Source organism: Trinickia fusca (genome assembly GCF_003628145.1).
GTDB lineage: Bacteria > Pseudomonadota > Gammaproteobacteria > Burkholderiales > Burkholderiaceae > Trinickia > Trinickia fusca.
Window position 1 is genome coordinate 457357 of sequence record NZ_RBZV01000001.1, and the last position, 23666, is coordinate 481022.

At 64.6% G+C, this 23666-nt stretch carries 1 protein-coding gene (running past one end of the window); it reads right to left on the minus strand.

Annotated elements, in window-relative coordinates; all coding sequences use genetic code 11:
- Positions 1 to 23661, minus strand: the 5' portion of a protein-coding gene (locus D7S89_RS01920; RefSeq protein ID WP_121275081.1) for a pesticin C-terminus-like muramidase. 12933 nt of this gene lie to the left of the window's left edge; the window shows 23661 of its 36594 coding nt (coding positions 1-23661); it begins with the start codon at positions 23659 to 23661; its stop codon lies beyond the left edge, outside the window.
- Between the last annotated feature and the right edge of the window lie 5 nt (positions 23662 to 23666).

Here is a 23666-nt window from a genome sequence, read left to right on the forward strand (position 1 = left end):
GCCCTTGTCGAGACTGACATCGCCGATCGGCGCGATGGCCGGCGCGCGATTGACCTTCACCACGGTGACCGGAATCACCACGGTGCTGGTGATCGGCGTCGCCGCCGTATCGCCCGCCTTGCTGGCGACTACGGTGACGCTGTACTGGCCGGCCTGACTGTAGCCCGGCGTCCAGAGGATCTGCAGCGTGTCGGGATCGAAGGTCGCGCCCTGCGGCAGACCCGTCACGTTGTAGGTGACGGTCGACGCAATGGCGTTGCCGGTTTCATCGACGGCTGGCGCACCCGATGCCGGACGCACCTTGGGCGCAAACAGCGGATTGTTGGGGTCGAAAGCAACAACGCTGATCGCGAGCGGCTGACCTTCCAGCGTGGTCCACGGCTGAGCGAGGTTGCTGTCGAAATGCAAGGCGCCGTTCGCGTGCAGCACGTTGAACTGCAGCGTTTGCTGCACGCTGGTCCGCTGCGTACTGCCGTCGGGCAGGGTGAACGTGGCCGTCAGGGTAATCGGCACATTGACCGCGCCCTGGACGTCGTAACCCGGCGTCCAGCCGAGCCAGCCGGTATCGCTGTTCAGCGTCATGCCGGCGGGCAGGAACGCCGCACCGTAGCTCAGTTTCACCGTGGTGCCGTCGGCGTGCTTCAGGCCGCCCGGCATGCTGCCGCTCAATTGCAGGCCGAAGGTGTCGCCTTCGCGGACCGTCTGCGCCGGAATCGCCGTCAGTACCGGTTGCGCCCAGGCCGTGTTCACCACGATGTCGAAGCTTTCGCTCGTCGTGGTCTTGCCGTCGCTGACCGTGATCGTGACGTTCTTGTAGGTGCCCGCTTGATCGTAGGTGGGCGTCCAGTTGAGCGTACCGGTGCGCGCATCGAACGATGCGCCCGGCGGCAGGTTGCCGATGCTGAGGGTGAGCGGAGCGCCGTCGGCATCCGACGCGCTGATCGGCAACGACCAGGCTTTGCCTTCGTCGATCGTCTGCAAGCCTAGCGGCGCGATCACCGGCGTATGGCTGCCGTTGCTCACCGTGATATGCAGCGTTTGCAAGGTCACGCTGCCGCTGGCATTGACCACGCGCAGCACCACCGTGCTATCGGCTGCGGCGTTTGCTCCCGGCGTCCAGTTCAGCGTGGCGACAGCGTGATGTTTGCCGGCCGCGTCGACCGTCACGCTGCTCGGCGCAATCAGCGTCAAGCCTGCCGGCGCTTGCACGACCTGCCAGTAGATCGCGCTGCTGTTGTTGTCGATCGCTTCGACTTGCGTCGTCCACGCTTGGCCGATCGTGGCGGCTTGTGCAAACGTGGTCGGCGTATCGCTGCTGCCCACCGGCGTGATGGCCGGAGGCAGATCGGCCGTCGGCACGGCATAAATGCCGTGGCCGAGGTTGAACTTCGCCAGGTCCGCCAATCCGCTCGCGCCGAAGTGGCTGGCAGGCACTACGGTGATCGTCTGGTTCGTGAGCGTCGCGCCCGCGGCAAGCTTGCCGTTGCTCAACGCGCCGGTCAGATCGAGCACCCACAGATCGGACTGATCGCCTGTGCCTGGCTTGGCGCCGGCAATCGTGCTGCCGAAATAAGCGCCCGGATCCAGCAGCAACATCAACGGTCCGTGCAGATCGTCGGCGCCGGTATTGGTGACGCTGACGTCGTAGCTCACCGCGCCTGTGCTGTCGTCGGCTCGGGTGTTGCTGAAATGCAGCTGCACGTGCGTGCTCAGGTCGAGCAGGGCGGTGAAGCCGGTGATGCTGTCCTGGCCGATGCGCAAAGACGTCGCACTGCGCAGGTTGCCGCTGATGGTGAGCTGGTAGTGGCCTGCCGGCAGGCCGCCGACGTCGAGGTAGGCGGTGTGCGTGGCGGCATCCCAGCGGATGCCGTTGGGCGCGATCGCTTTCGCGCCCGCATCGCTGGACTGCAGCACGTAGTTGGACGGATCGAGCACGCTCGAGCCATCCGGCGCCGTGCCTTGCCACATGTCCTGATCGAACTGCACCGCGATCTGGTTGAGCGGCAGCGGCACCAGCGAACCGTCAGGCACGCTGGTGGCGAGCACCTTGGGTGCGCGCGCGGGTGCAAGTTCGTCGACGTGGTTGGTCTGTGCGACGAGGATGCGGCCATCGGCCGTGGTGATCACACCTTCGCCTTGCGTGCCGCCGCTCGCCACCTGCAGTACGCGGCGCGATTGCAGCTCGATCATCCACACGGCGGAGCCGTGCGTGGTGTCGGCGACGCCGTTGATTTGCACGTGCTGGCTTAAGCCGCCCGTCGCGATCAACAGGCCGTCGAGCAACGAGCCGCTTTGGCCGAAGGCAAGGTGGTCGACCACGCCGTTGATGCGGTATTCCAGCTCAGCGCCACCCAAGGTGGCGCCGCTCATCGGGAAGCTGACGATGTCCGTCGTGCCGTTCGGATCGGCGGCGGTGATGTCGCTGCCGCTCCACTTCACGCCCCATAGGCGTCCATCCGGCCCGAAGGCCAGCGACGACACGCGTGTGTTGCTGAAGTGCTGCCATTGCTGGGCGGGATCGGTGGCGTTGGGATGGAACACCTCGATACCGCTGCCGTCGGAGACGTAAATGTCGCCGGTGGTCGGTTGAATCGCCAGGGCATGCGTCAAAGGCTGGCCGCTCGGACCTTGCAGGCGGCGCAGCACCGCGCCGCTGTTCGCGTCCACTTGCAGCAGTTCGTTGCCGGTCATTACCCACAGCTGACCCAGCTTGTCGATGGCCATATCCAGCACCGGACTGTCCAGTGTGAACAAGGGCGTCGCGCTGTGGCCGCCGTCCTTGGCGTAGCGGTACACGGCATTGCGCTGCGTACCCGCGCTGACCAAGAGCGATCCATCCGATAGCTGCACCAAAGCCATCGCGCCAATATCGGCGTTGCCGGTGCCGAAACCATCGGCAAAGCCGCGTGCGCTGAACGGCGCCAGTACGTTGGTGAGATCGCCCGCGTTGTTGGGGGCGACATTGCCCGGCAACAACTGCGCTGCCTGCTGGAACAGCGCGTTGCTGTTGTACTGGCGATCCTGCGGTGCCTGCGGCGTTTGCGCGGTTTGATCGAGCGTCGGCGTGACGCCCAGACCATCGAGCACCTTCTGTCGCGCGCCATCATCGGGCAGCACGGCGTTGGTGACATTGGCCGCTTCACGGTTGCCCGCGTTGTCGGTGGCGACAGCGAGGAACTCGTAGTGGTTGCCTGCAACGCCGGTAAAGACGGCCTCATTGATGCTCGGATCCACCTGGCGCTGCCAGATCTTGAAGTCGCCGCCATTGGTGGCGACATAGACCGTGACGAAGCGAACGCCGCTGGCGTCGCTTTGCGCGTTCCACTTCACGTCGTAGCCGTTATTGCTCAGCGACGTGACCGTGACGGTGGTGGTCGGCGCCTTCGCATCGAGCGTGGTGGTCACCGGCGTGCTGTCGATCGGCGGGGCGTCGTCGAAGAGGATGCGCGCCTGGCTGGTGATCTTCGCGCCGCTGGTGGCGCCGGCCATTGCCGCCACCGTGAAGCTGACGAAACCGCCTTGCGCAGCGCTCTGGCCGGCGACCGGCGCGAGCAGCGCATGCGTGACGTCCTGCATCACGTCGCCGGTAGCGGGGTCGATCGCCTGCAACAGCCAGGTGGCGATATGCGAAGCGACGTCGATGCCCGCGCTGACGCGCAGGATGTAGCCCTTGGTCGCGGTGAAATCGAAATCGCTCTGGAAGTTCGCGCGATCGGCCGGCAGATGGATGTTGATGTCGCCGATCTTGAGGTCGCCCAAGCGCAGCGAACGCGGATCGAGGTTCGCGTCGAGCTGGGTGACGATGCGGATCTGGCCCACGCCTTGTGCACCGGGATTGCTGAAAGCGAAGCTGTAGGGCAGGGGCGTCGCGGCCGGCACGTAGACGCTGCCGTCGCTTGCCACCGCATTGCCTTGCGGTCCTTGCACGCTGATGGCCGCCTGGGTCGCGCCCTTTTGCTGCGCGACGAGTTGCAGGTATTGCGCGAGGTTCAGGCTCTTGCCGGGCAGCGGATTGAACTGCTGATCGAGCAGGCCTTGCGCGCGCAGGTATTCCAACTCGGCCTGGCCGCCCACGAAGATGCGGAAGTTTTCGAACTGCAGCGTGCGTCCGGCATGCTGGTCGTAATCCGCGGCGTTGGCGAGCTTCGGCACCGGCACGTCGACGGTGTCGCCCTCGTCATCCTGGCGGGTTTCGAAATGGTCGATCGCACCCTTGGCGGCGTTGGGATCGCCCGCATAGGTCGCGGTGTTGCCGTACCACTGCTGCACCTTGCCGAAGAAGCCGAGCAGGTCGGCTTGCGTGCGATAGTTGTCGCCGCCCTTCGACAATAGGATGCCTGCCGCCAAGGTGGCGTTGAGGCTGAGCACCTGCGGATTCGTCGCGATCGGCGGCGCCTGATCGGCCGGCTGCAACAGGCCCGCCTTTTCCAGCGCGGCCAGATAACCGTTCACCCATTGTTGCCCGTCGGCGGCCAGCACGCTCAGGCTGCTCGGCGCGTTTTGATCGGCGAGGATCGCGCTGCGCAGTTTCATCGCATACGCGGTCTGCTCGGCGATGAATTCATCGCGCGTCAGTGCGGTGGCGGCGCCGACCACGTTCGTCTCGAACGATTCGGACATCGCCTCCAGCTTGGAGAGCTTGCGCTGCTCCGGATCGTTGAAGCGCGCGGCGAGGCCCGGAGCGACCTTGTCCAGATCGCCCACGCCGCCATCGAGCAGGCCCTTGGCCTTCCAGTCCGGATGCGTTGCGTACAGCGCATCGCGCAGGGCATCGAAGTCGTGGTTCAGCCACGCGCTCAAGCCCGGATAGGTCTGCAGGCGGAAGCTCATGCCGACGTTGCCCTTGGCGGCGACGTCGAAGGCATAGCCCGGTGCGAGGTTGTAACCCGACGTATTTTCGCTGCCGTCGAGCGAGGCCCACGGAATATCCGCTCTAGCCTGTGTGCCCGGCGTCTGGCCGTAGCCCTGCGTATTGGCCGGTGCGTTGTCGATATTGCCGAACGGCATGCCGCCCACGTTCGAGCCGAACACCGCATAAGGCAGGCTGAGGCTGTCCAGCAAATACTTGTTGTAGCCCATCTCCACCGCACCGATGTCGAAGCGCACGTACGGCGTGTCGACGTTGGTGAGGCTTTGCAGCGTCACGCTATAGGTGCCGGCATCGCCCGGATTGAGCGAGCGCGGACCGCCGATGCCGATGGTGACGTCGTCTTCGATGCCACGCTGCACCAGGTAGCGGTTCGCTTCGGTGACGCTCTTGCCGTCCGGATTGGTGACGCTGACGTCGTACAGGCCCAGCGGGAACTGGCGCGTGTCGAAGATGGCGCGGATGTGCGTGGCGTCGAGCACCTGCCAACGAGCGGGTTCGGCTTCGAACACGCCGGGGCGCGAGAGCTTCACGATCGCGCCGGGCTGGAAGCTGGCGCCGTAGATGTCCAGCGTCACCCAGCGATGCGCATCGTCGCTGACGCCGCCGGTGTCGGGCGTCACTTGCGTGATCGACAGCGGCAGCAGGTCGGCGCGCAAGGTGGTCGGCACGTTCTTGCCGCTGCGCGAGCGCACCAGGATGTAGTAATCGCCCGCTTGCGTGCTGGGGATCACCACTTGCTGGTTGGCGGCGGAGGCGTTGCTGTACGCCGCGTCGTAGGCGAATGTCGTGGGCACGTCGCCGTAGCGGATGTACAGCTCGTTGTCGCCGCTGTCTTCCTGCGCACCCAGCATCACGCGCAGCGTCTGGCCGGCCGCGACACTGACCTTGTACAGCTGCACGTCGCCGTTGGAGAGCGTGGTTTGCAACGGGCTCGCGACCGCGAGTGCGGGCACTTGCGTCTGGACGGTGGCTGCGGAAGCGGTCAGCGACTTCGGCGTGCCGGTTTCTTCGTAGATGTCCGGACGCACGATGATGCGCCAGTTGCCGTCCTTCAGCGGCGGCAACTGCGCAGTGAGCGTGCCGGTGTAGCCGGCTTGCGCGGCGACGTCCCCGTTGTGCACCACCTTGCCGAGCAGGATGTCGCCCACGCTCCAGGTGTTGTTCTGCGAGAGATAGACCGCATCGGTCCAGCCGCCTGTGGCGGGGTTGGTCGAGTTGTTGCTGACGTTGTAGGTGACGGTGATGGGGTCGCCCACCTTCGCCGTCGGCGGCACGGTGACGTTGCCCACCACCAGATTCGCGGGCGGCGGCGCGTTGATCAGCATCGGCTGCGCAGCGGCGGTTTCGTTGTTCTTGTCGCTGCGGAATTCCAGCACGTGCCCGTTCGGGCCGCTGCCGAACACGTTGGCGGGATCCGTGACGACGAACACGTAGTAAGGACCATCGAGATCCTTCGGCGCGGTGACGGCGAACTGGCCGTCGTAACCGGCATTGGCAGCCAAGCCGCCGCTATGGCTCAGATAGCCCAGGTAACGGTCGTGCTGCAGATCCAGCGTGCGATCGCGCGACAGGTAGACCATGTCGTACCACTGACCCTGATCGTCGGGCGTCGTGCCGCCGTTGTTGGTGACGTGGTAGTTGACGGTAAAGCTTTGGCCCGCGGTGACCGCTTGCGGTGCGGTGACGCCGCTCACTTGCAGATAAGGCGGCGTGACCTGCGTGACGGTGATCGGCACGGAGTACACGCGATTGGCGCCGGTGCCTTGATAGACCGGCACCGCGCCTTGGCCGCTGCCGCTGACCACGTCGAGCCCTTGGCGGATCGCGCTGGGCGAGCCACCGTTCCAGTCCTTGACCGTCGTGGTGTCGGTTTTCACCAGCACGTAGAAGTTGCCGCTGATCGATTGCGGGATGTGGAACGTGGCGCTTTGCGTGTACGACTCGCCCGGCTGCAGGTAGCGCGGCTGACCGTTCGCGTCGGTGATCGCGATGTGTTGCACACGCGCGGGGTTGTCGTAGAGGCTGCCTTCGATCAGCGGGTAATCGCCCGTTGCCAGCGAGTTGTCGGTCGACAGGTACACGCCGTCATTCCAGCCGGTGGCGCGCGTCGCACGCGTGCCGGTGTTGGTGACGGTCCAGGTCAGGGTGACGAGATCGCCCGACTTCGGCGTCGCGTTGGAAATCGTCACCTTCTGGATCTGCAGATCGGCTTCGCGGTAGGTGACGTTCAACGCGCGGCTACCGATACGCCCGGTGGTGTTGCTGCCCTCATAGGCATGGCGGCTGTAGTAATCGAGTTCGCCGCTATTGGCGGTGTTGTTGTGATCGTCGGCGTGCGGGCTCGACAACGGTTCGGGAGCGCTCAGGCCGTCGCCGTTGTAATTGCTGTCGGCGACCACATAGATGTAATACGTGCCGCCGGTGCCCGGCGGCAGTTGCACGTTGGCGGTCGCGGTGTAGGCGGCGCCCGCGGCGAGGCCGTTGGTGTTGGCGTGGGTGAAGGCGCCCAGTGCCGTCGCGCGGCTCGGGATGAAGGTGGGATCGGCGCTGATGTACACCGAATCCACCCAGCCGGCGCTGCCCGGCCATACTGTTTCGCCCTTGTTGGTCACGGTCCAGCTGATTTGCGTGGTTTCGCCGGAATAGTTCTGCGGCTGGCATTGCACGGCGCTCACTTGCAGATTCGCCGGATGCGTCGTGACGTTGCTGGCAGCGGCCTTGCTGCGCATGAGGATCGGTTCGGGCGCACGGGCCATCAGCCCGCCGCTGTCGGTCTGCACGATCACGTAGCGGCCGGTAATGTCCGGCGCCAACTGCACGGTCTGGTTGACCGTGTAGCTCTGGCCGTTGTTGAGCGTGCTGCTCTGGGTGTAGTCGCCCAGCTTCCACACATGGCGGGCCTGGCTGAGGTCCGCGTTGTCGGCGACGTAGACCGTATCGGTCCAGTTGCCGGTGAACGCGTCGCCCTGGTTCTGCACGGTGTAGCTGAAGCTCACATTGCCGCCGGCGTCGACGTTCGCCGGTGCGGTCACTTGCGTCACTTCCAGATCGGGCGGCGTGACGCCCAGCACGCTGATCTTGCGTGCCTTGTAGTTGTCGTTGTTGAGCTGGGTGGGATCGTCCGGATTCTTGTTGGTCGCCAGCTCGTCTTGCAGGATGGTGCCGTAGCTGTTGCTCCAGACGGTCAGGTAATACTGGCCGCTCAGCGTGCCGTCGGGAATCGTGACTTGCAGATTGCCCAGGTAGCTGTCGCCGACATTGAGATTACCCGTGTGCGTGGTGGAGCCGAGCAGCACGTCGCCCTTGTAGGCGCCCGGACGGCGCGGGTCTTTCGCCAGCCAGACCGTATCGGTCCAGCTGTCGACGTCGGCGGTCAAGCCGCGCGTGGGTGCGCTGCCCAGATTCGTCACTTTGTAGCCGACGTTGATGCTGGCGCCGTGCACCACCTGATCGGGCGCCGTGACATTGCTGGCGAACAGATCCGCGAACGGTACCGGGTCGACGGTGAAATGCGCCGCCTTGGTGTTGTTGCTCTGGTTCGGGAAGGTATCGACGGCGCTGTTGCCGTTCGCCACCACGATCAGATAGTAGTCGCCGGCGAAGGTGATCGGTACGTCGATGCTGGCGGTGACGTTGCTGTAGCTCTCGGTGCTGCCCAGCGCACTGGCGTTGTCGAACGCGCCGACGAGTTGCGCGGTGGCGTCCAGCTGGCCGCTCTGCGACAGATACACCTTGTCCTGCCAGTGGCCCGTGGCCGGCACGCTGCCGGTGTTCTGCACGGTGTATTGAATGCCGACGTGGGTGCCGGCTTTCACGTGATCGGGCAGGGTGACCTTGCTGACGATCAGATCCGGACGCGGCTGCAGGGCGACGGTGCAGGTGGTGCTGCTCGTGAGCGTGGCGTCGTTGCGGACAGCCGAATCTTCGTACACCGAACCATCGGCGTTGGCGATGACCTGGAGGCGGTATTCACCCATCAAATGCATGGGCAGACGCACTTGCTTCGTGTGCGTGTAGGTGATGCCCGGGGCCAGGGTCTGGTCGTAGGCGAAACTGCCCAGATCGATCGCGGCGCCCTTGCCGTCGATGGGCACCAGTTTCAAGGCATCGTTCCAAGGGCCGGTGGCCGCAGCCTGGCCTTGATTGACGACCGTCCACGATACGTCGATGAGCGAGCCTTCCACCGCGTTCGGCGGGAGCGTGATCGACTTCACCGCGAGATCGGGCGAGGGCGACAGCGTCACCGGCACGGCGACATGGCCTACATTGTCGTTGCCGTAAATGAACTCGTACGGCATGCCCGATGCGGCGGTGCGCACGTTGACGTAGTACGTGCCTTGCAACCCGTTGGGCACCATCACCGTCATGCTGCGCGCGTAGCTGCCGTTCGCAGGCAATTGGCCGATATGGTCGGCGCTGCCGAGCTGCGCGATCACGTTGCTGCCGGCGGCATCGCTGCTCAGCCACACCTGGTCGGACCATTCGCCGTTGTCGGTGATGCCGATGCCGTGATTGACCACGGTCCAGTTCACCGTCAGCGGCTGACCGCTGCTGGCGCTGCCTTGCGTGGTCACCGTTTGCACTTGCAGATCGGCATAAGGCTTGGGCATCACGTCGACGGTGTGCGTGGCCTGTGCCGTGTTGACGGCGGTCAGGCCGTTCTGGAACACCTGCTTGGCGGCGTCGCTGATCACGAACAGCTTATAGCGGCCGCTGAAGCCGGGCGGCAGCATGACGTGCAGTTGACCGGTGTAGTTGGCACCTTGCGCCAGCGCGCCGTCATGCGCGAGCTCGCCCAGCACGATGTCGTCGCTATTGCCGGGGGCGTCGTGCGTGGTCAGCACCACGCGATCGACCCAGTGCGTGCTGGTGCCCGCGCCAGTACCCGTGTTGGTGACCGTCCAGCTCACGTCCATACTGGCGGGATCGGCAATCACCTGGGGGGGTGCCGTGACGGCGCTGACGGCGAGATCCGCATACGGCGCCAGCGCGATAGTCGTCGTCGCTTGTGAGCTGTTCTTGTCGAACGCATGCTCGTCCAAGGCGTGCGCCGCATCGGCGACGACGAGGATCTCGTATTCACCGTGGGCGTCGAGCGGCAGCGCGTAATCGGTGGAAGCGGTGTAGTTGCCGTTTGCGGCGAGCGGGCCGCTGTGGGCGATTTCCGCGATCTGTTGCTGCTGACCGTCGTGGATCAGGTAGACGCGATCGACCCAATTGCCCGTGGCGATCGCGCCGTTGTTGGTCACGCTCCACTGCACGTGCAGATTGCTGCCGGATTGCACGGTAGCACCGGGGCCCGTGACGTTGGTGACGGCGAGATAGGGCTTGGCCACCGTCACCGTGTTGCCGCGACCGATATCGTGATCGGTACTGCCGCGTTCGTAGACGGTGCCGTCGGCATTGGCGCGCACGACGAAGGTGTACGTGCCTTCGGCAAAGCCGGGCGGCAGCGTGAACGTCACGCTGCGATTGACGCTGGCGTTCGCTGCAATGCCGTCGGTGTAAAGCTGGTTGGCGACTTCGATCAGCTGGCCGTTGCCCGCATCCAGATAGATGCGATCGCGCCAGGCACCGGTCGTGGCGGCGTTGCCGGTGTTGTTGGCGGTATAGCTCACGGTGATCGCGTCGCCCGGTCGCACTGCGGCCGGGCCGGAGACACTGGTGACGGTAAGGTTCGGCACCGGCGAGAGCGCGATATGCATGAGGCTGCTGGCGCGCAGGTTGTCCGAGGTGTGGCCGTTTTCGGCGACGGAGCCGTCGCTGTTGCTGTAGACCAGGATGGTGTAATCGCCGATCAGATCGCGCGGCAGGGTCAGCGTCGCGGTGCCGGTATAGCTGTCGCCATTGGTGAGCGTACCCGTGTGCGTGATGGCGCCGGCCAGCACGATATCGTCCGGCGACGGCGTGCTGTTCTTCGCCAGCACGATGCGATCGTTCCAGATCGGCGAACTGGTTGGCGCGTTGCCGGTGTTCTTCACCGTCCAGCTCACCTTGATGCTGTCGCCGCTCTGCACGCCCGCGGGCACGCTTACGTCGGTGAGGCTGAGATCGGAATACGCCGCTGCGATCGCTATCGGGTTGATCGCGCTGGTGCTATCGACGCGGGTGTCGGGCTCCAGCACCTCGTTCTTCGCATCGCTGACGACGTAGATGTAATAGTGACCGTCGTTGAGCAGCGGCAGATTCACCGCGGCCGTTTGCGTATACCCCTGGCCGACCGCGAGCGAGCCGTTATGACGCACGGTGCCGAGCACGATGTCGTTGCTGCCCGGCGTGGCGGCGGTGCCGAGCATGATGACGTCGCTCCACGCATCGCCGGTCGAGGCCTGGCCGTTGTTGGTGACCGTCCAGCCGATGGTGAGCGGCTGTCCGCCCACGCCCGTCGGCGGCACGCTGACGTTGCCGATCTTCAGGTCGGCATAAGGCGTGGTGGCCGACACCACCGGCGTCGTCGCGGTGCCGTTCTGCACGCTGGTTTCGAACAGCTGCTGTACGCCCGCCTCGTTGCTGTCGGCGGTGACGGTGATGCCGAGATTGCCGGCACCCGCCAGGCCGTCGGGCAGACGGAAGGTGAAGCTGCGCAGACGATGGTCGCCCGCCGCGATCGCGCCGTTGAGCTGACCGCCGGTGATGGCGGCAGGGTCGTAGACGACGCTCGTGTTGAGCAGCGCCATGCCGTTGTCGGCGCGCGTCACCTGGATGCGATCGTTGAACGGCGCACCGGTGGCGCTGCCGCCCATGTTCCAGTCTTCCCAGGTGATGGTGACCAGTCCGCCCGCGCGAATCGTGCTGCTGGTGACTTGCAGATTCTTCACCTGCAGCGCGGGACCGACCGCCTCATCGATCTCTGCCGTGTTGTCGGTCTTGACCGCATTGGCTTCGGCAATTTCATTGAGGCTGTCCGCGATCAGTTTGATCGCGAAGTTGCCCGACGCATCGATCCCACTCGGCCAGGTGAAGGTGGTGCTGCGCGCGCGCGTGCCGTTCGCGGCGAGCGTGCCTTGCGCATCGCGCAAGGTCATCGATGCCACCACCTTGCCGGTGGTGACGTTGGTGACTTGCAGCGTTTCGCTCCAGGGTGCCGTGACGTCGGCATTGCCCTTGTTGAGCGTGGTCCAGGTGGCAGTGACGCTCTGTCCCGGCTGGAAATTGCTTGCCGGCTGCAGCGTGAAGTTCTGAACCGTGAGATCGGGGTAGGGCGCGAGCTTGACGTCGAGCGTAGCGGTGGCGGTGGTGCCGCCGTTTTCCTTGAACAAGTTGTCCGAGTCGGCGACGACGGTCACGCTGAGCGTGCCCGCCGCGCTCGTGCCATCGGGCAGACGGATCTGCTGCTGGCGACTGCGCGCGCCGTTGATGTCGATCGCACCGTTGCCGCTATCGGCCACGTTGTACGGCACGGTGATATCCGCCACGATCACGCCGGTGGCGGTGTTGCGCACGATGATGCGGTCGTTCCAGTTGCCCGACGTCGCCAGCGTGCCGCGGTTGTTGTCCACCCACTGCACGCTGACCGTCTGGCCCGTCTGCACGCCGGTATTGGGCGTGACGTTGAGCGAGGTGACCGAGAGCGCGGGCGCAGGCGTGGCGACGAGCGAATTCAAGACCACCGTCGGCGGGTCTTGCACCGTGAGCAGGTTGAAGGCCACATCGACGGGCGTGCCGGTGTTGCCGTTGGGGTTGACCAGAACCAGCGTGTACTTGCCTCCTAGTGCCAATTGGCCCAGGTCGAAGCCACCTTGGCCTTGGAAGCTGTACTGGCCGCCTGGTCCTTGCAGGCCACCCATCGATTGCAGATTGAACACGGCTCGTCCTTGCGGATCGAGCAGCATCCAATTAGGCACCGCGCCGAAGTTCGCGGAGGGCGTGCCGGGCAAGGTGTCGAGGTAGTAGTGGGTGCCTGCGACGGCATCGATGGTGTACAGCTGCATGCCGCGCGCGTCGGTCACGCTGGTATGCACCGGCGTGTTGACGCTCAGCGGAGTCGCCGCATTCTGGTCGAGGACGCAGAAGCTGAAAGGGGCTGGCGTGGTGGCGTTGCCGTTCGAGATCGTCAGGACATAGTCGCCGGCCGCGAACAAGCCGGTTTGATTCGACTGGTCGTTCGACATCGACTGATCGAACACCTTGCCGCCAGGCCCGTCCAATCGCCATTGGTTGTTGGACTGGGCCGGGCTGTGGAAGGTCAACACGCCGGGCGCGTCCAGATGCAGCGTGTAGCGCACCGGGAGGCCAGCGGGCAACGTGCCGCTGATGAGTTTGTCCGTGGACAAAGGCAGCAGCGATGTATCGACGGCGTAGCTGTAATTGAGGGTACTGGCGCCGCTGTAAGGCGCCGCGACCACCAGATAATAATTGCCCGCATCCAGCGGCAATGAGCCGATGCCGTCGCTGAACTGGCCCGTCGCGACGGTCTTGCCGTAGCTCGTGACCAGATACCAGGAGAAGCTGCGGTTGGCGTAATAGTCGCCCAGGCCCTTGAGCGCGAAGTTGCCCGGCTGCGCCATGTTCAGCTGGTACACGCTCACGCCCTTGCTGGCGCTGACGCTGCCATGGATCACCGTGTCCGGCGTCAGTGCCGCGGCCGTCGCGAGATCGGTCAACACGAAGCCGAACGAGCGTGTCTGCGTGGCACCGTAGGTGTCGCTGAACTTCAGCGTATAGGTGCCGGCCGCAGGCAGGTTGATCGGCCAGTGCTGATCGGTGGGATTGGCGGAGTAGACCAGCAAGCCCTGCGCATCGTAGATATCGGCGCGCACGCTCGGGTTGAAATCGATCGTGTCGAGCCACAGCTTGGTGCCCTGCTGGACGGTCAGGCCGTAACTGGCATAGCCATTGGAAAGCGTAGCCGTGACGGACTGCCCGATCGCGACTGGCGTCAGCACGTGCGACGTGGTGACGGTAAAGCCGTACGAATGAGCCGTCGTGGTGCCGTCGGGGCTGGTGTCACGCACCAGGTAATACAAACCGGTGCGCGGCAGATTGCTCATCGAGCCTGCGTTCTGCACCCGCTGCACGAGCCGGCCGAATTCGTCGTAGATCGACCAGCTGAAGGGGGTGTCGCTGCTGGCCAGCGTCACCGTATCGCCGGCATTCGCATGGAAGCTATAGAGATCGGCGCTGCCGAGGCTGTCGCTGCCGGTGACGGGCGTGCCCAAGGTCAAGGCATTGGCGGTGCCGAGATCGAGCAGGCGCAAGCTGCCGTTGTAATAGTCGTTCCAGTTCGTGTTGTGGTCGACGGGGAGCGCGTTGAACTGGTAATCGCCGGCGGGCAGTTCGACCACGGTGTCTTGTGCGTAACCAACATAGCCGCGCGTGATCTCCTGCCCGTGGCTGCTGATAGACCAGGTCATCTGGCCGTTGTTCAGCTGACTGATATTGATCAGCAGATGAGTGGGCGCGGATAGATGGAAGGCGTAGCTTTGGCCGGTCCAAGAGACATTGTGCAGCGTGCCGAAAGCCTGACCTTGGCTTTGGGTTTGGCTGCCGAGCGAGAACTGCACCGCGATCGGTGCGGTGCTCGAAGTCGCCGTGCTGGTCCAGGCCCACAGATAGCGGCCAGTATTAGGCAAGCCGATGTCGGGGACACTCCCGAATACGCCATTGGTGAACGAGGTGGTGTTGACGAGCAGGCCGTTCGGCGCGTACAGCGTCCAGCTGCCGCTCAGCGTGCCCATATTGCCCGGTGCGAAATGCAGCGTCTGGCCGCCGATGCCGTCGAAGCGATAGAGCTTGGTGGCGCCGGGCACGAAGCTGTCGTTGAACGGCGTATCGAGCGCGATGGGACTCGCGGTCGCCGTATCGATGAACTGGAAGGACAGCGAGCCGCTGCTGTTGCTGTTGGGGCGGGCGCTGAACTGATAAGTGCCCGCCGGCAGTTCGACGAATTGCAGCGGCGAATCGCCCGGGTTGATCGTTCCGCTTTGGGTGACGCCAGGGCCGGTCAATTGCCAGCCGTATCCTACTGCGCTGCTGGACGCGTTCAACAACAGGCGTGCCGGTGCATTCAGCGTGAAGCCGTAAAGCGAGGTGGTGGCGGTTGCACCGGCATTGAGCGTGACCGGCGTACCCAGCGTGATCGGGGCGACGGTCTGCGGCGGCGTGGTGTTGAAGCGGAAACCGTAACCGCTGGTAGGAATGGTCGGGTCGATGCTCCAGACCATGTAATACGTGCCGTCTGCCGGCAATGGCGCAAGCCTATCGGTGTCGTTGGATGCGCCGCTGTAGACCACGCGGCCATTGGCATCGTAAAGAGCCCAGCTGGCCTGATTATCCACACCGTCCAGCGATGCGTAGTACAGCTGTTGTCCGGCCTTGCCGTTGAAGCGGAAGGCGGCCGTTCCCAATGCGTTGAATGACAGCGGGGTGGCGGTATCGAGCGTGAGCTGGGGAGTCGTGCTGTCCAGCGCGTTCAACAGCAGGGTGTAGGCGACCGGCGGCGCGTCGTGGCCGGGCCCGGCAGCCATGAGCGCTGCGGGGCGGGTGGGCGTGTTCTGGGCCGGATTGCCGATGACTACGGAATAGCTGCCTGCATGCAGCAACACAGGCCGGGGGTCATCGCCGCTGGACACGGTGATCGGCGCCATGCCTTGGCCGTGCAGGCTCAGCCTCACATCGGACTGCGCTGGCGGCACCGCCAAATAGACCCATTGATCGCTCTTGACCTGCAGGGTGTAAACGTCCGCGCCGCCATGCGCGATCGATCCGTTGATCGTCTGGCCCAGTGTCAACGTACTCGGCGTGACGATGTGCAGGAAGCCGTTGGCTGTGCTCTGGTTGAACACCACATACCAGGTGCCGCTGCCGTCGGCGTGAGCCGTGGCGACGCCTTGGTCGAAGCTCAGGGCGACACGCGTGAGATCCTGCCGGTAGATCGAGTAGTTCAGCGCAAAGGCGCTGCTGAAGCAGTAGTCCTGCCCCGCGCTGACCGGGAGCGCGTAAATGCCTTGCGTTGCCGGCACATCCACCGTGCCGCTGGCAAGCGTCGTCGCTTGTGCCTGGGTGATGACGTCGACATCGAGATCGCTCGAGGCGCTGCCTTGGGCTTGAGGGCCGCTGAGCAGCAGGCTGTAATCACCGGCCGCAAGCGGTGCCTGGCTGACGAAATTCTGGCCAAGGTTGAAATCGCCGCTCGCGACGAGACCATTGGCATCACGCAATTGCCATTGCGTACCAGGCTGCGTGGCACTGCCGTTGACGGCAAGCAAGGATGCACTGGCCAGACTGAAGGTGTAGCGCTTGGCGGCACCGGCGGCGAGCGTCAGCTTGGTGTCCTGCCCCACCGTGAGGGCGGCGGTATCGATAGGCGCAATATCGGTGTGGCTCTGCAACGCCGCGCTGAACGATGCGGTCAGCGCTTCGTTGGCATTGAAGACGACGACGGTATAGCTGCCCGCTCGCTTCAGCGTGATCGAAGCCGACAGTCCTGCTCGATTGCCCTGGCCTTGGGTCAGGATGTTGCCGTCCTGATCGACGACCATCCAGCTCAGACCGAGGGTGTCGGTATTGCCGTTGCTTGCCGTGCAGGTGAGATTCAAGCTGTCGCCGGCTTGTGCCGCCAGATGCAGGCTTTGCACGTCGTTGCGCGAGGCGAGCGACACGGAAGCCGGCGTGCCGACGGCCAGCGTCGCGCCGGCGTCGATGTCGACCAGGCTGAAATGGGTCGACACGCCCGATGAGCCGCCACCGCCTCCCGATGGCCGTGCCGCGAACATGGGACGACTATCGCGCCCCTGGAAACGCAGCGTGTAGCTGCCGGCAGGCAGCGACAGGGTCTTGTGGCCACCAAAGACGAAGTCGCGGGGGCTGGCAGACTGACCGCCCGTTCCGCTGCCGGCGACCACGTTGCCGTGCGCATCTACGATGGTGTAGCCGATAGGCGGCGTATTGCCGTCGGGCTCCACGAGCACCAGGCGGTGCGCCGTCGCTAGCGTGAAGGTGTAATCGGCCACATTGGCCGTGGCCGGATCGAGGCTCAGCGTCTGCGTGGCACCGAGCGTCAGCGCGGTACTGGGTACGCTGACCGGGTTCAGCGTAGTCGTGTAGGGCAGGGCATCCATGCTCTGCCCGGAGCGATACACCATCAGCCGGTAGTTGCCGGACGCGAGCAGCTTCGTCGCAGAGGCGTTGCCGTTGCTGTTGGCGACTTGATTGCCATTGGCGTCGTACACCACCCAAGACAGACCATCGCCGGAGGGTGTGGCTGCGCCGAAGGTCAGCGGCGCTACGCCGTCGCTGCTGAAGCTGTACAAGGCGGCGAACTGTCCCGCGGCCAGCTGTGCCGGCGTCGAGGTGCCTGCCGGCAAGGCCGGCGCGTTGTCGAAGTCGAACGGCGCGCATTGGTAGGCGGCGCCGGTGTTCCCGTTCAGGGCGATGTCGTATTCGCCTGCCGGCAGTTGGTATAGCGTGCCGGTCGAGTCGCGATGCAATTGCCGCGCGGGCTGAAGGATGGACGCATTCACGCCGCCATAGGGGGCGTGCACCAGCAAGACTCGCCCGCCATTGGGCAGGCTCAGATGGTAGCCGCCTTGGCCGGTGCCGCTATCCAGATTGCCGTTCAGCGCTTGCCCCAGCGCGCAAGCAGGAGCGGTAAACGGCGTGGCGCTGATCGCATAGGCGATATCGCTGGCGGTGCCTGCGGATGCCAATCCGTCGAGCACCAGGGCATAGCGGCCACTGTGCAACGGCGCCGTGTCGGCGTTGGCGCCATTGAGGCTATGGGCTACCGCGTTCCCATTGCTATCTTGCAGGCTCCAGCGCAGCAACTGGCTGTTGCTGACGCCGAAGTTCAAATGCAAAGCCGCGTCATGAGCGAGCACGACGCTGTAGACGGCAGCGGTATGTCCGCTGCTCAAGCTTCCTGTGGTGGCGGTGCTCGACAACGCAGGGGCGCTGCTGAGATTCAACAGCTGCAGCGCGTAGTTCTTCGCAGCGGTGCCGTCGCCCTTGACCCACAGCTGGTATTCGCCCGCGTCATACGCCTGCGGTTGAGGGTCGATGGTGGGGACGGCGTTCCAGTTGGGCGTGTCGCCAACCGCCGTGATGCTCCATTGGACACCGGGATCGGAACTGGCGTTGTGCAGTTGTATCTGCGTGGCGATCGGCAGTTCGACGCGGTACGCGATGAGCGTCTGGCTACTGCTGAAGCTGCCGCTGATCGGCGTGTTCAGCGGTGCGAGCGGCAAGGGCGCGTGTTGCACGTCGAGCGTGTAGTTCACGCTGCTGGTGGACGCAGCGCGATTCACCAGCAGCATATAGCTGCCCGTATTGAGCCATGAGGTATCGGCCGGCGTGCCGGCTGGTCCGCTCGCCAGCTGCGTGCCGTGCGCGTCATAAAGCGTCCAGCTGTCGGCGCCGCTGAGGTTGACGTGTAGGGCGCCGGGCAGATCCTGGGCGTAGCGATAGACGACTGCTTGCTGCCCGGCGGCCAGCGTGCCGCTGACGGGGGCCCCGATGAACGGCGCTTGCGCACTGTCGACCGACTGCAAGGCGTAGCTGGCATGGTCTGCGGTGGCGGCGATGGTGAGGTCGTAATCGCCGGCGCCGATGAGCGCTTGGTAATAGGCGGGATTCTGGTCCTGCCACGGCGCCAGTGTCGTCGCGTTGGCAGCGGTCAGTCGCCAATGAACCGAAGTGGAGCCCAGATCGCGCAGCAGTTGCGCGGTGGGCAGCAACTGGCCATAGCCCACGGTGATGCGATAAGTCTTGCTGTCGCCGGTGGAGGCGAGCGTGCCGTTGAACGTCGCGCCGAGGTTCAACGGCGCCGTCGGCGGCACGATCGTTTGCGTGGCGGTGAGCGTATAAGTGGCCGCGCTGCCGCCGTCGATGACGATGTAGCGTGCGATGCCGGTGCTGATGCCGTTGGCGATCGTGGTGGCCGCCAACGCATTGTTGCCCGATGCCACCAGATTGCCGGTTGCGTCGAACACGCGAATCGATGCCCCCGCATTGGCGGAAGCGGTTACCTGCAATTGCAAGGCGGACTGGTCTGCGCTGGCCGCGACGCGATAGATCAGCGCGTGGCCGTCGGCGATGCTGCCCTGCGTGGCCTGTGCCAATGGCAGGTTGATGCCATTGGCGAGATCCACCACGCACAAGCCATAGGCCCCAAGTGCATTCGCGCTGCCGGCTTCGATCTCCAGCGTATAGGCGTCCGCGGCAAGCCGTTGCAGATTGATCGTGCCCAGTTGGCCGCTAGCCACGACGCTGCCATCGGAGGCGCGAAGGGTCCAATGTTGGTCGAGGCCGCTTAGGCCATCGACGATGACAGAGGTTGGCGCGTTGACGGTAAAGCGATAGACATCAGGGAGCCCGACCGTGCTCGTGCTGCCTTGCACGTCGCTGCCCAGGCTCAGCGTGGCGCGCTTTGGCGTGCCTTGTACGGCATCGAATCCGATGTCCGTTTCAGTGGTGTTGGCGATATCACCACGGATGATCAACCGGTAGCGTCCGTCGTGCGGCCAGGTCATTCTGAAGCGATCGGTGCCGGTGAGCGAGGTCGTGGCGAGGACGATGTTGCCTGCCGCGTCGACGATCTGCAGCGTGGCCTTGCCGCCGCTGAGGCTGCCGATGTGCAGGTTGAGGTAATCGCCGGCATGCACGTCGAGCGCATAGGCGACGGCGGCATTGCCGGGACTGAGCTTGATCGATTGCGTGGTGCCCGCGGCGCCTGCCGGCAAAGCCGGTGCTTGCGCGAGATCGAGAAGATTGAAGGCAAAGTTGCCGGTAGCCTGTGCAAGCGGCGAGATCACCAGGCGGTAGTTGCCGATGGTGCTCAGCGTGATGGGATCGCTCGATCCCTTGCCCAAGGCGGTATCGTTGACGACATTGCCCCCGGGACCGATGAGCTGCCAGGTGATATCGGTGCGCGCGCTGAGGCTATTGAACAGCACTTGCATGGGCGCCGTGACGCTGAAGTCGTATTCCTGACGTTGCGCCACGCTGGCAATGCTGCCATTGACGACCGTGCCCAAGGTCAGCGGCTGGGTATTCGTGACGACGTGCCGCAACGTGAACGGCACGGCAATCTGATTGGAAAAGGGATACGTCCAAGTCAGCAGGTATTGGCCCGCGGCGAGATGCAGGGGCGCCGTGGCGTCGTTCATGCTCTGGGAGCCGTTGATGTAGCGCCCCAGGCTGGACTCGATGTTCCATTGCACGGCCGGTGCATTCGGCGGCAATTCCACGCGGTAGTCGCCGTCGGCCGGAACGGTGAACAGGTAAGCCGGCTGCTTCGAGCCGGGCGCGAACGAGGCCGTGGTCTGCTGATCGAACGCCAACGGCGACATCGCGGCGAGGTCGCTGAGCGCGAAAGCGAATTGGCCGGTGGACAGGTCGTTGTAGCCCACGTTCAGCACATAGGTGCCGGCAGGCAGCTGTAGCGGCATGACGCCGTTACTGAAGGCCATGGACGAGACCACCGCGCCACTCGGACCGTTGAGGCTCCACACCATGTTGTTTCCGACCGCTGCCGGATCCATCAGCAAGCTAGCCGGCGCAGTGAGCGTGAAGCTGTATCGGATGGTCTGGCCGGGCTGCGCGATCGTGCCGCTGATGTCCGCGCCCAGACTCAGTGGCGCGTTGGTGGTCACGCGATGGCCCAGGGTGAAGGGAATCGTCGTGGATGGCACGCCATTGGAAGACCAACTGCTCGGCGAGAGCACCAGCAGGTATTCGCCGGTGCTGGGAAGCACGACGCTGGGACGCGAGCCGTAATACGCCGTGCTGCCCGCGGCGATGGCGTTGCCGTCCGGACCGACCAACGTCCATTGCGTATTGAACGGGCTATTGGCGGAGGCGAGCTGCATATAGCAGTTGTCGCCGGCATGAGCGCTGAAACGGTAGAGCGTCGATCGATCGCTCGCCACCGATGCCTGCGTTTGCGTATCGAGCGTGAGCGGCTGCGCGGTATCGCGGTTGCTGACACGGAATGCGAAGTTGGTGAGCTGGTCGAGCGTGTTGCGCACGAGCAAGGTGTAGCGACCGGCGGGCAGCGACTGCACCTTACTGCCGAAACCTTGCCAACCCGTGTTTTGGCCGTTACTGAAACGCAGTTGCCACTGCAAGTTCCCCGGTGGCACGCCGATGCCTGCGTTCTTCGCCGCATCGAACACGATGGCCTGCGGCTGGTCCAGCGTAAAGCTGTATTCGGCCAGGCTCTGGCGGCCGGCCAAACTGCCGCTGACGAGGTTGTTGAGGCCGAGCGGCGCGGTGGTCACGTCCTCCTTGCTCAGCGTGAAGGTATCGGTGCGTGAGCCGCTGACATCGCCGGGATTGCCGATGCTGCGCAGGATGTAGGTGCCGTCGGCGGGGATGGCATACACGGTGCCGGTCGTGTCGTCCTGCTGGGCGGGCAAGACATGGCCGTAGGCGTCGAGCAAATCCCAGTGCGAATTCCAGACTTGCGTGGCGTTGAGCACCAGCTTGCTGCCCGCGCTGGCTTGCACGCGATAGGCCAGCGTGGCGCTGGCCGGCGAGCGGCTCGCGGTGGTGGCCTGGCCCAATGACAGCAAGGGCAGGGTGGCGACATCCACCACGCGGAACGAGTAGGCGCCGTTGCCCGAGTAGGACCACGATGCCTGTGCGCCTTGCAGCGTCAGCGCATAGTCGCCGGCGGGCAAGCTCAGGATCGAGCCGCCGGAGAACTGCTGTTGACTGAGTTCGGTGCCGCGCGGGCCGATCAGCGTCCACACCGCGCTGCTGCGCGACGTGGCGTCGAGCAGCAATTGACTGGCGTTGCTCAGCGTGAAGCGGTAGGTCTTGGTGGCATCCCAAGTGGCCAGCGAGCCGGCCGTGACGCTGCCCAACGACAAGGCATCACCGGCCGGCAGGGGCGCGGGTGCGATGTTGCCCGTGGTATCCAGTTCCACCTGGTAATTCACGGCGGCCGTATTGTCCACGGCGCCTTCGATCAGCAGCGTGTAGCTGCCACCCGCCGTAAGGCTGATGACATTGCTGTCGCCGGCGAGATTGCCGGCACTGGCGCCGGCACCGGCCACATCGCGGCCGAAGCGATCGACGATGCGCCACGTTGCGGTGCCACCGCTGACGCTGATGCTGTGCAGCTTGACGTTGTCGCCGGCGTTGGCGGTGAAACGGTACGCAGCCGAGCCGTTGCCGGGGCTCAGCGAGCCGCTGACGGCTTTGCCCTGAGTCAAGCCGGTCGCATTGGCCAGATCGTTCAAGGCGAACGCATAGGCACCGGTGGCGTTGCCGTCACCTTGCACGGTGAGCGTGTAATCGCCGGCTGGCGCGTCGATCACGCTGTAGTAGTTGGCACCGTCGCTTTGGGTCAATCGACGGCTCTGGATCACTTGTCCTGCGGGACCGCTGAGCGACCATGTGATGTTGCCGAGTGCGCTTTGACTGTCGAAGGCCAGGTGGGTGGCGGCAGCCAGATGAAAGCTGTAGACCGTCGATTGGCCCGCCAATGCGATCGTGCCGCTGGTGGTCGCGTTCAGGCTCAAGGCGGCCGTGATATCCGGCACGATGTTGAGCTGGAAGCCGTAGCTCACCGTCGCCGTCGGCGCATTGCCGTTCGCGCCTTGGAGCACCAGCCAATAATCGCCGTCGGCGGCCACCGTGAAGGGAGGGTTGTTCTGTCCCAAGGGGCTGGTGGCGACTTGCACGCCATACGGATCGAGCAAACGCCAAGTCATTGGGCCACCCGTTGGCGGCTGGCTGCTCAAATACAGCTTCTGCCCTGCCGTGAGCGACACCTTGTAAAGGTGCGAACCGACCGGGTTGTCGAGACTGCCGCTGGTGGCGGTATTGGGCGTCAGCGCTTGCGTGGCGGTGAGGAGACGGAATGCGTAATTGCCCTGGCTCCCCTGATCGAAGTTGATCGACAAGGTATAGCTGCCGGCGGCCAGATGCAGCGCGTCGCCTTGTTCCTGGTTGAGATGACGGCCCTGCACGATCTGGCCGTAAGGGCCGGTCAGCGACCAATTGAAATTGGCGTTGCTCAGTCGATCGAAGATCGCGGTCGTCGCAGTGTTCAGGGTGAAGCTGTAATTGGCGGTCTGGCCCGGTTGGGTGATGGCGCCGTTGGTGGCCTGATCCAGCGCCAAGGTGCCCTGCGTGTCCTTGATCTGGTTCAGCGTGAAGGCGTAGTTGACCGGCGTGGTGTTGTTTTGCGCGCCTTCCACCAGCAACAGGTATTCACCGTTGCTCGTGGCAGTGAAGGTGCCGAAATCGCTGCTGAGGTTGTTGACGTCGCCGACTTGCCGGCCGTAGGGATCGATCAGTCGCCAGTTGACGTTGCCGCCCTGTACGCCACCCGCGCTGAAGTAGAGCTTTTCTCCCGCGGACGCATCGAAACGGTAGACGCTGATTTCATTGCCTTGTACCAGTGTGTCCGACACTTTCTGGTCCAGCGTCAGTGGTGCGGCGGCGCTGGCGTCGACGATGCGCATGGCGTAGCTGCCGGTCGCATCCTTGGTGCCGTTGACGGTGAGGGTGTAAGTGCCGGCCGCGAGATCGAGGAAGGGCTGGTTATCGTCGGAGAACTGGTGTTGAGCCACCGCGCCGTTGGGGCCGGTCAGCGTCCAGTTGATGTCGTTGCGGTTCGTGAGGCTGTCGAATACGACATGCTTCTCGCCCTGCACCGTGAACTGATAGTGGTTCTGCTGGCCGGGCTGATTCAGGGTTCCCGTGATGGAGAGGGCGGCGGGGTTGACGTCGCCGGACATCAACACGCGTGGTTCGAGTGCTTCGAAGCGGATCGCGGGCGTCGCGCGCTCGGCGCTGTTCTCGATGGCGTTGTGCTCGTTGCCGATGATGCCGTTTTCCATAGGGG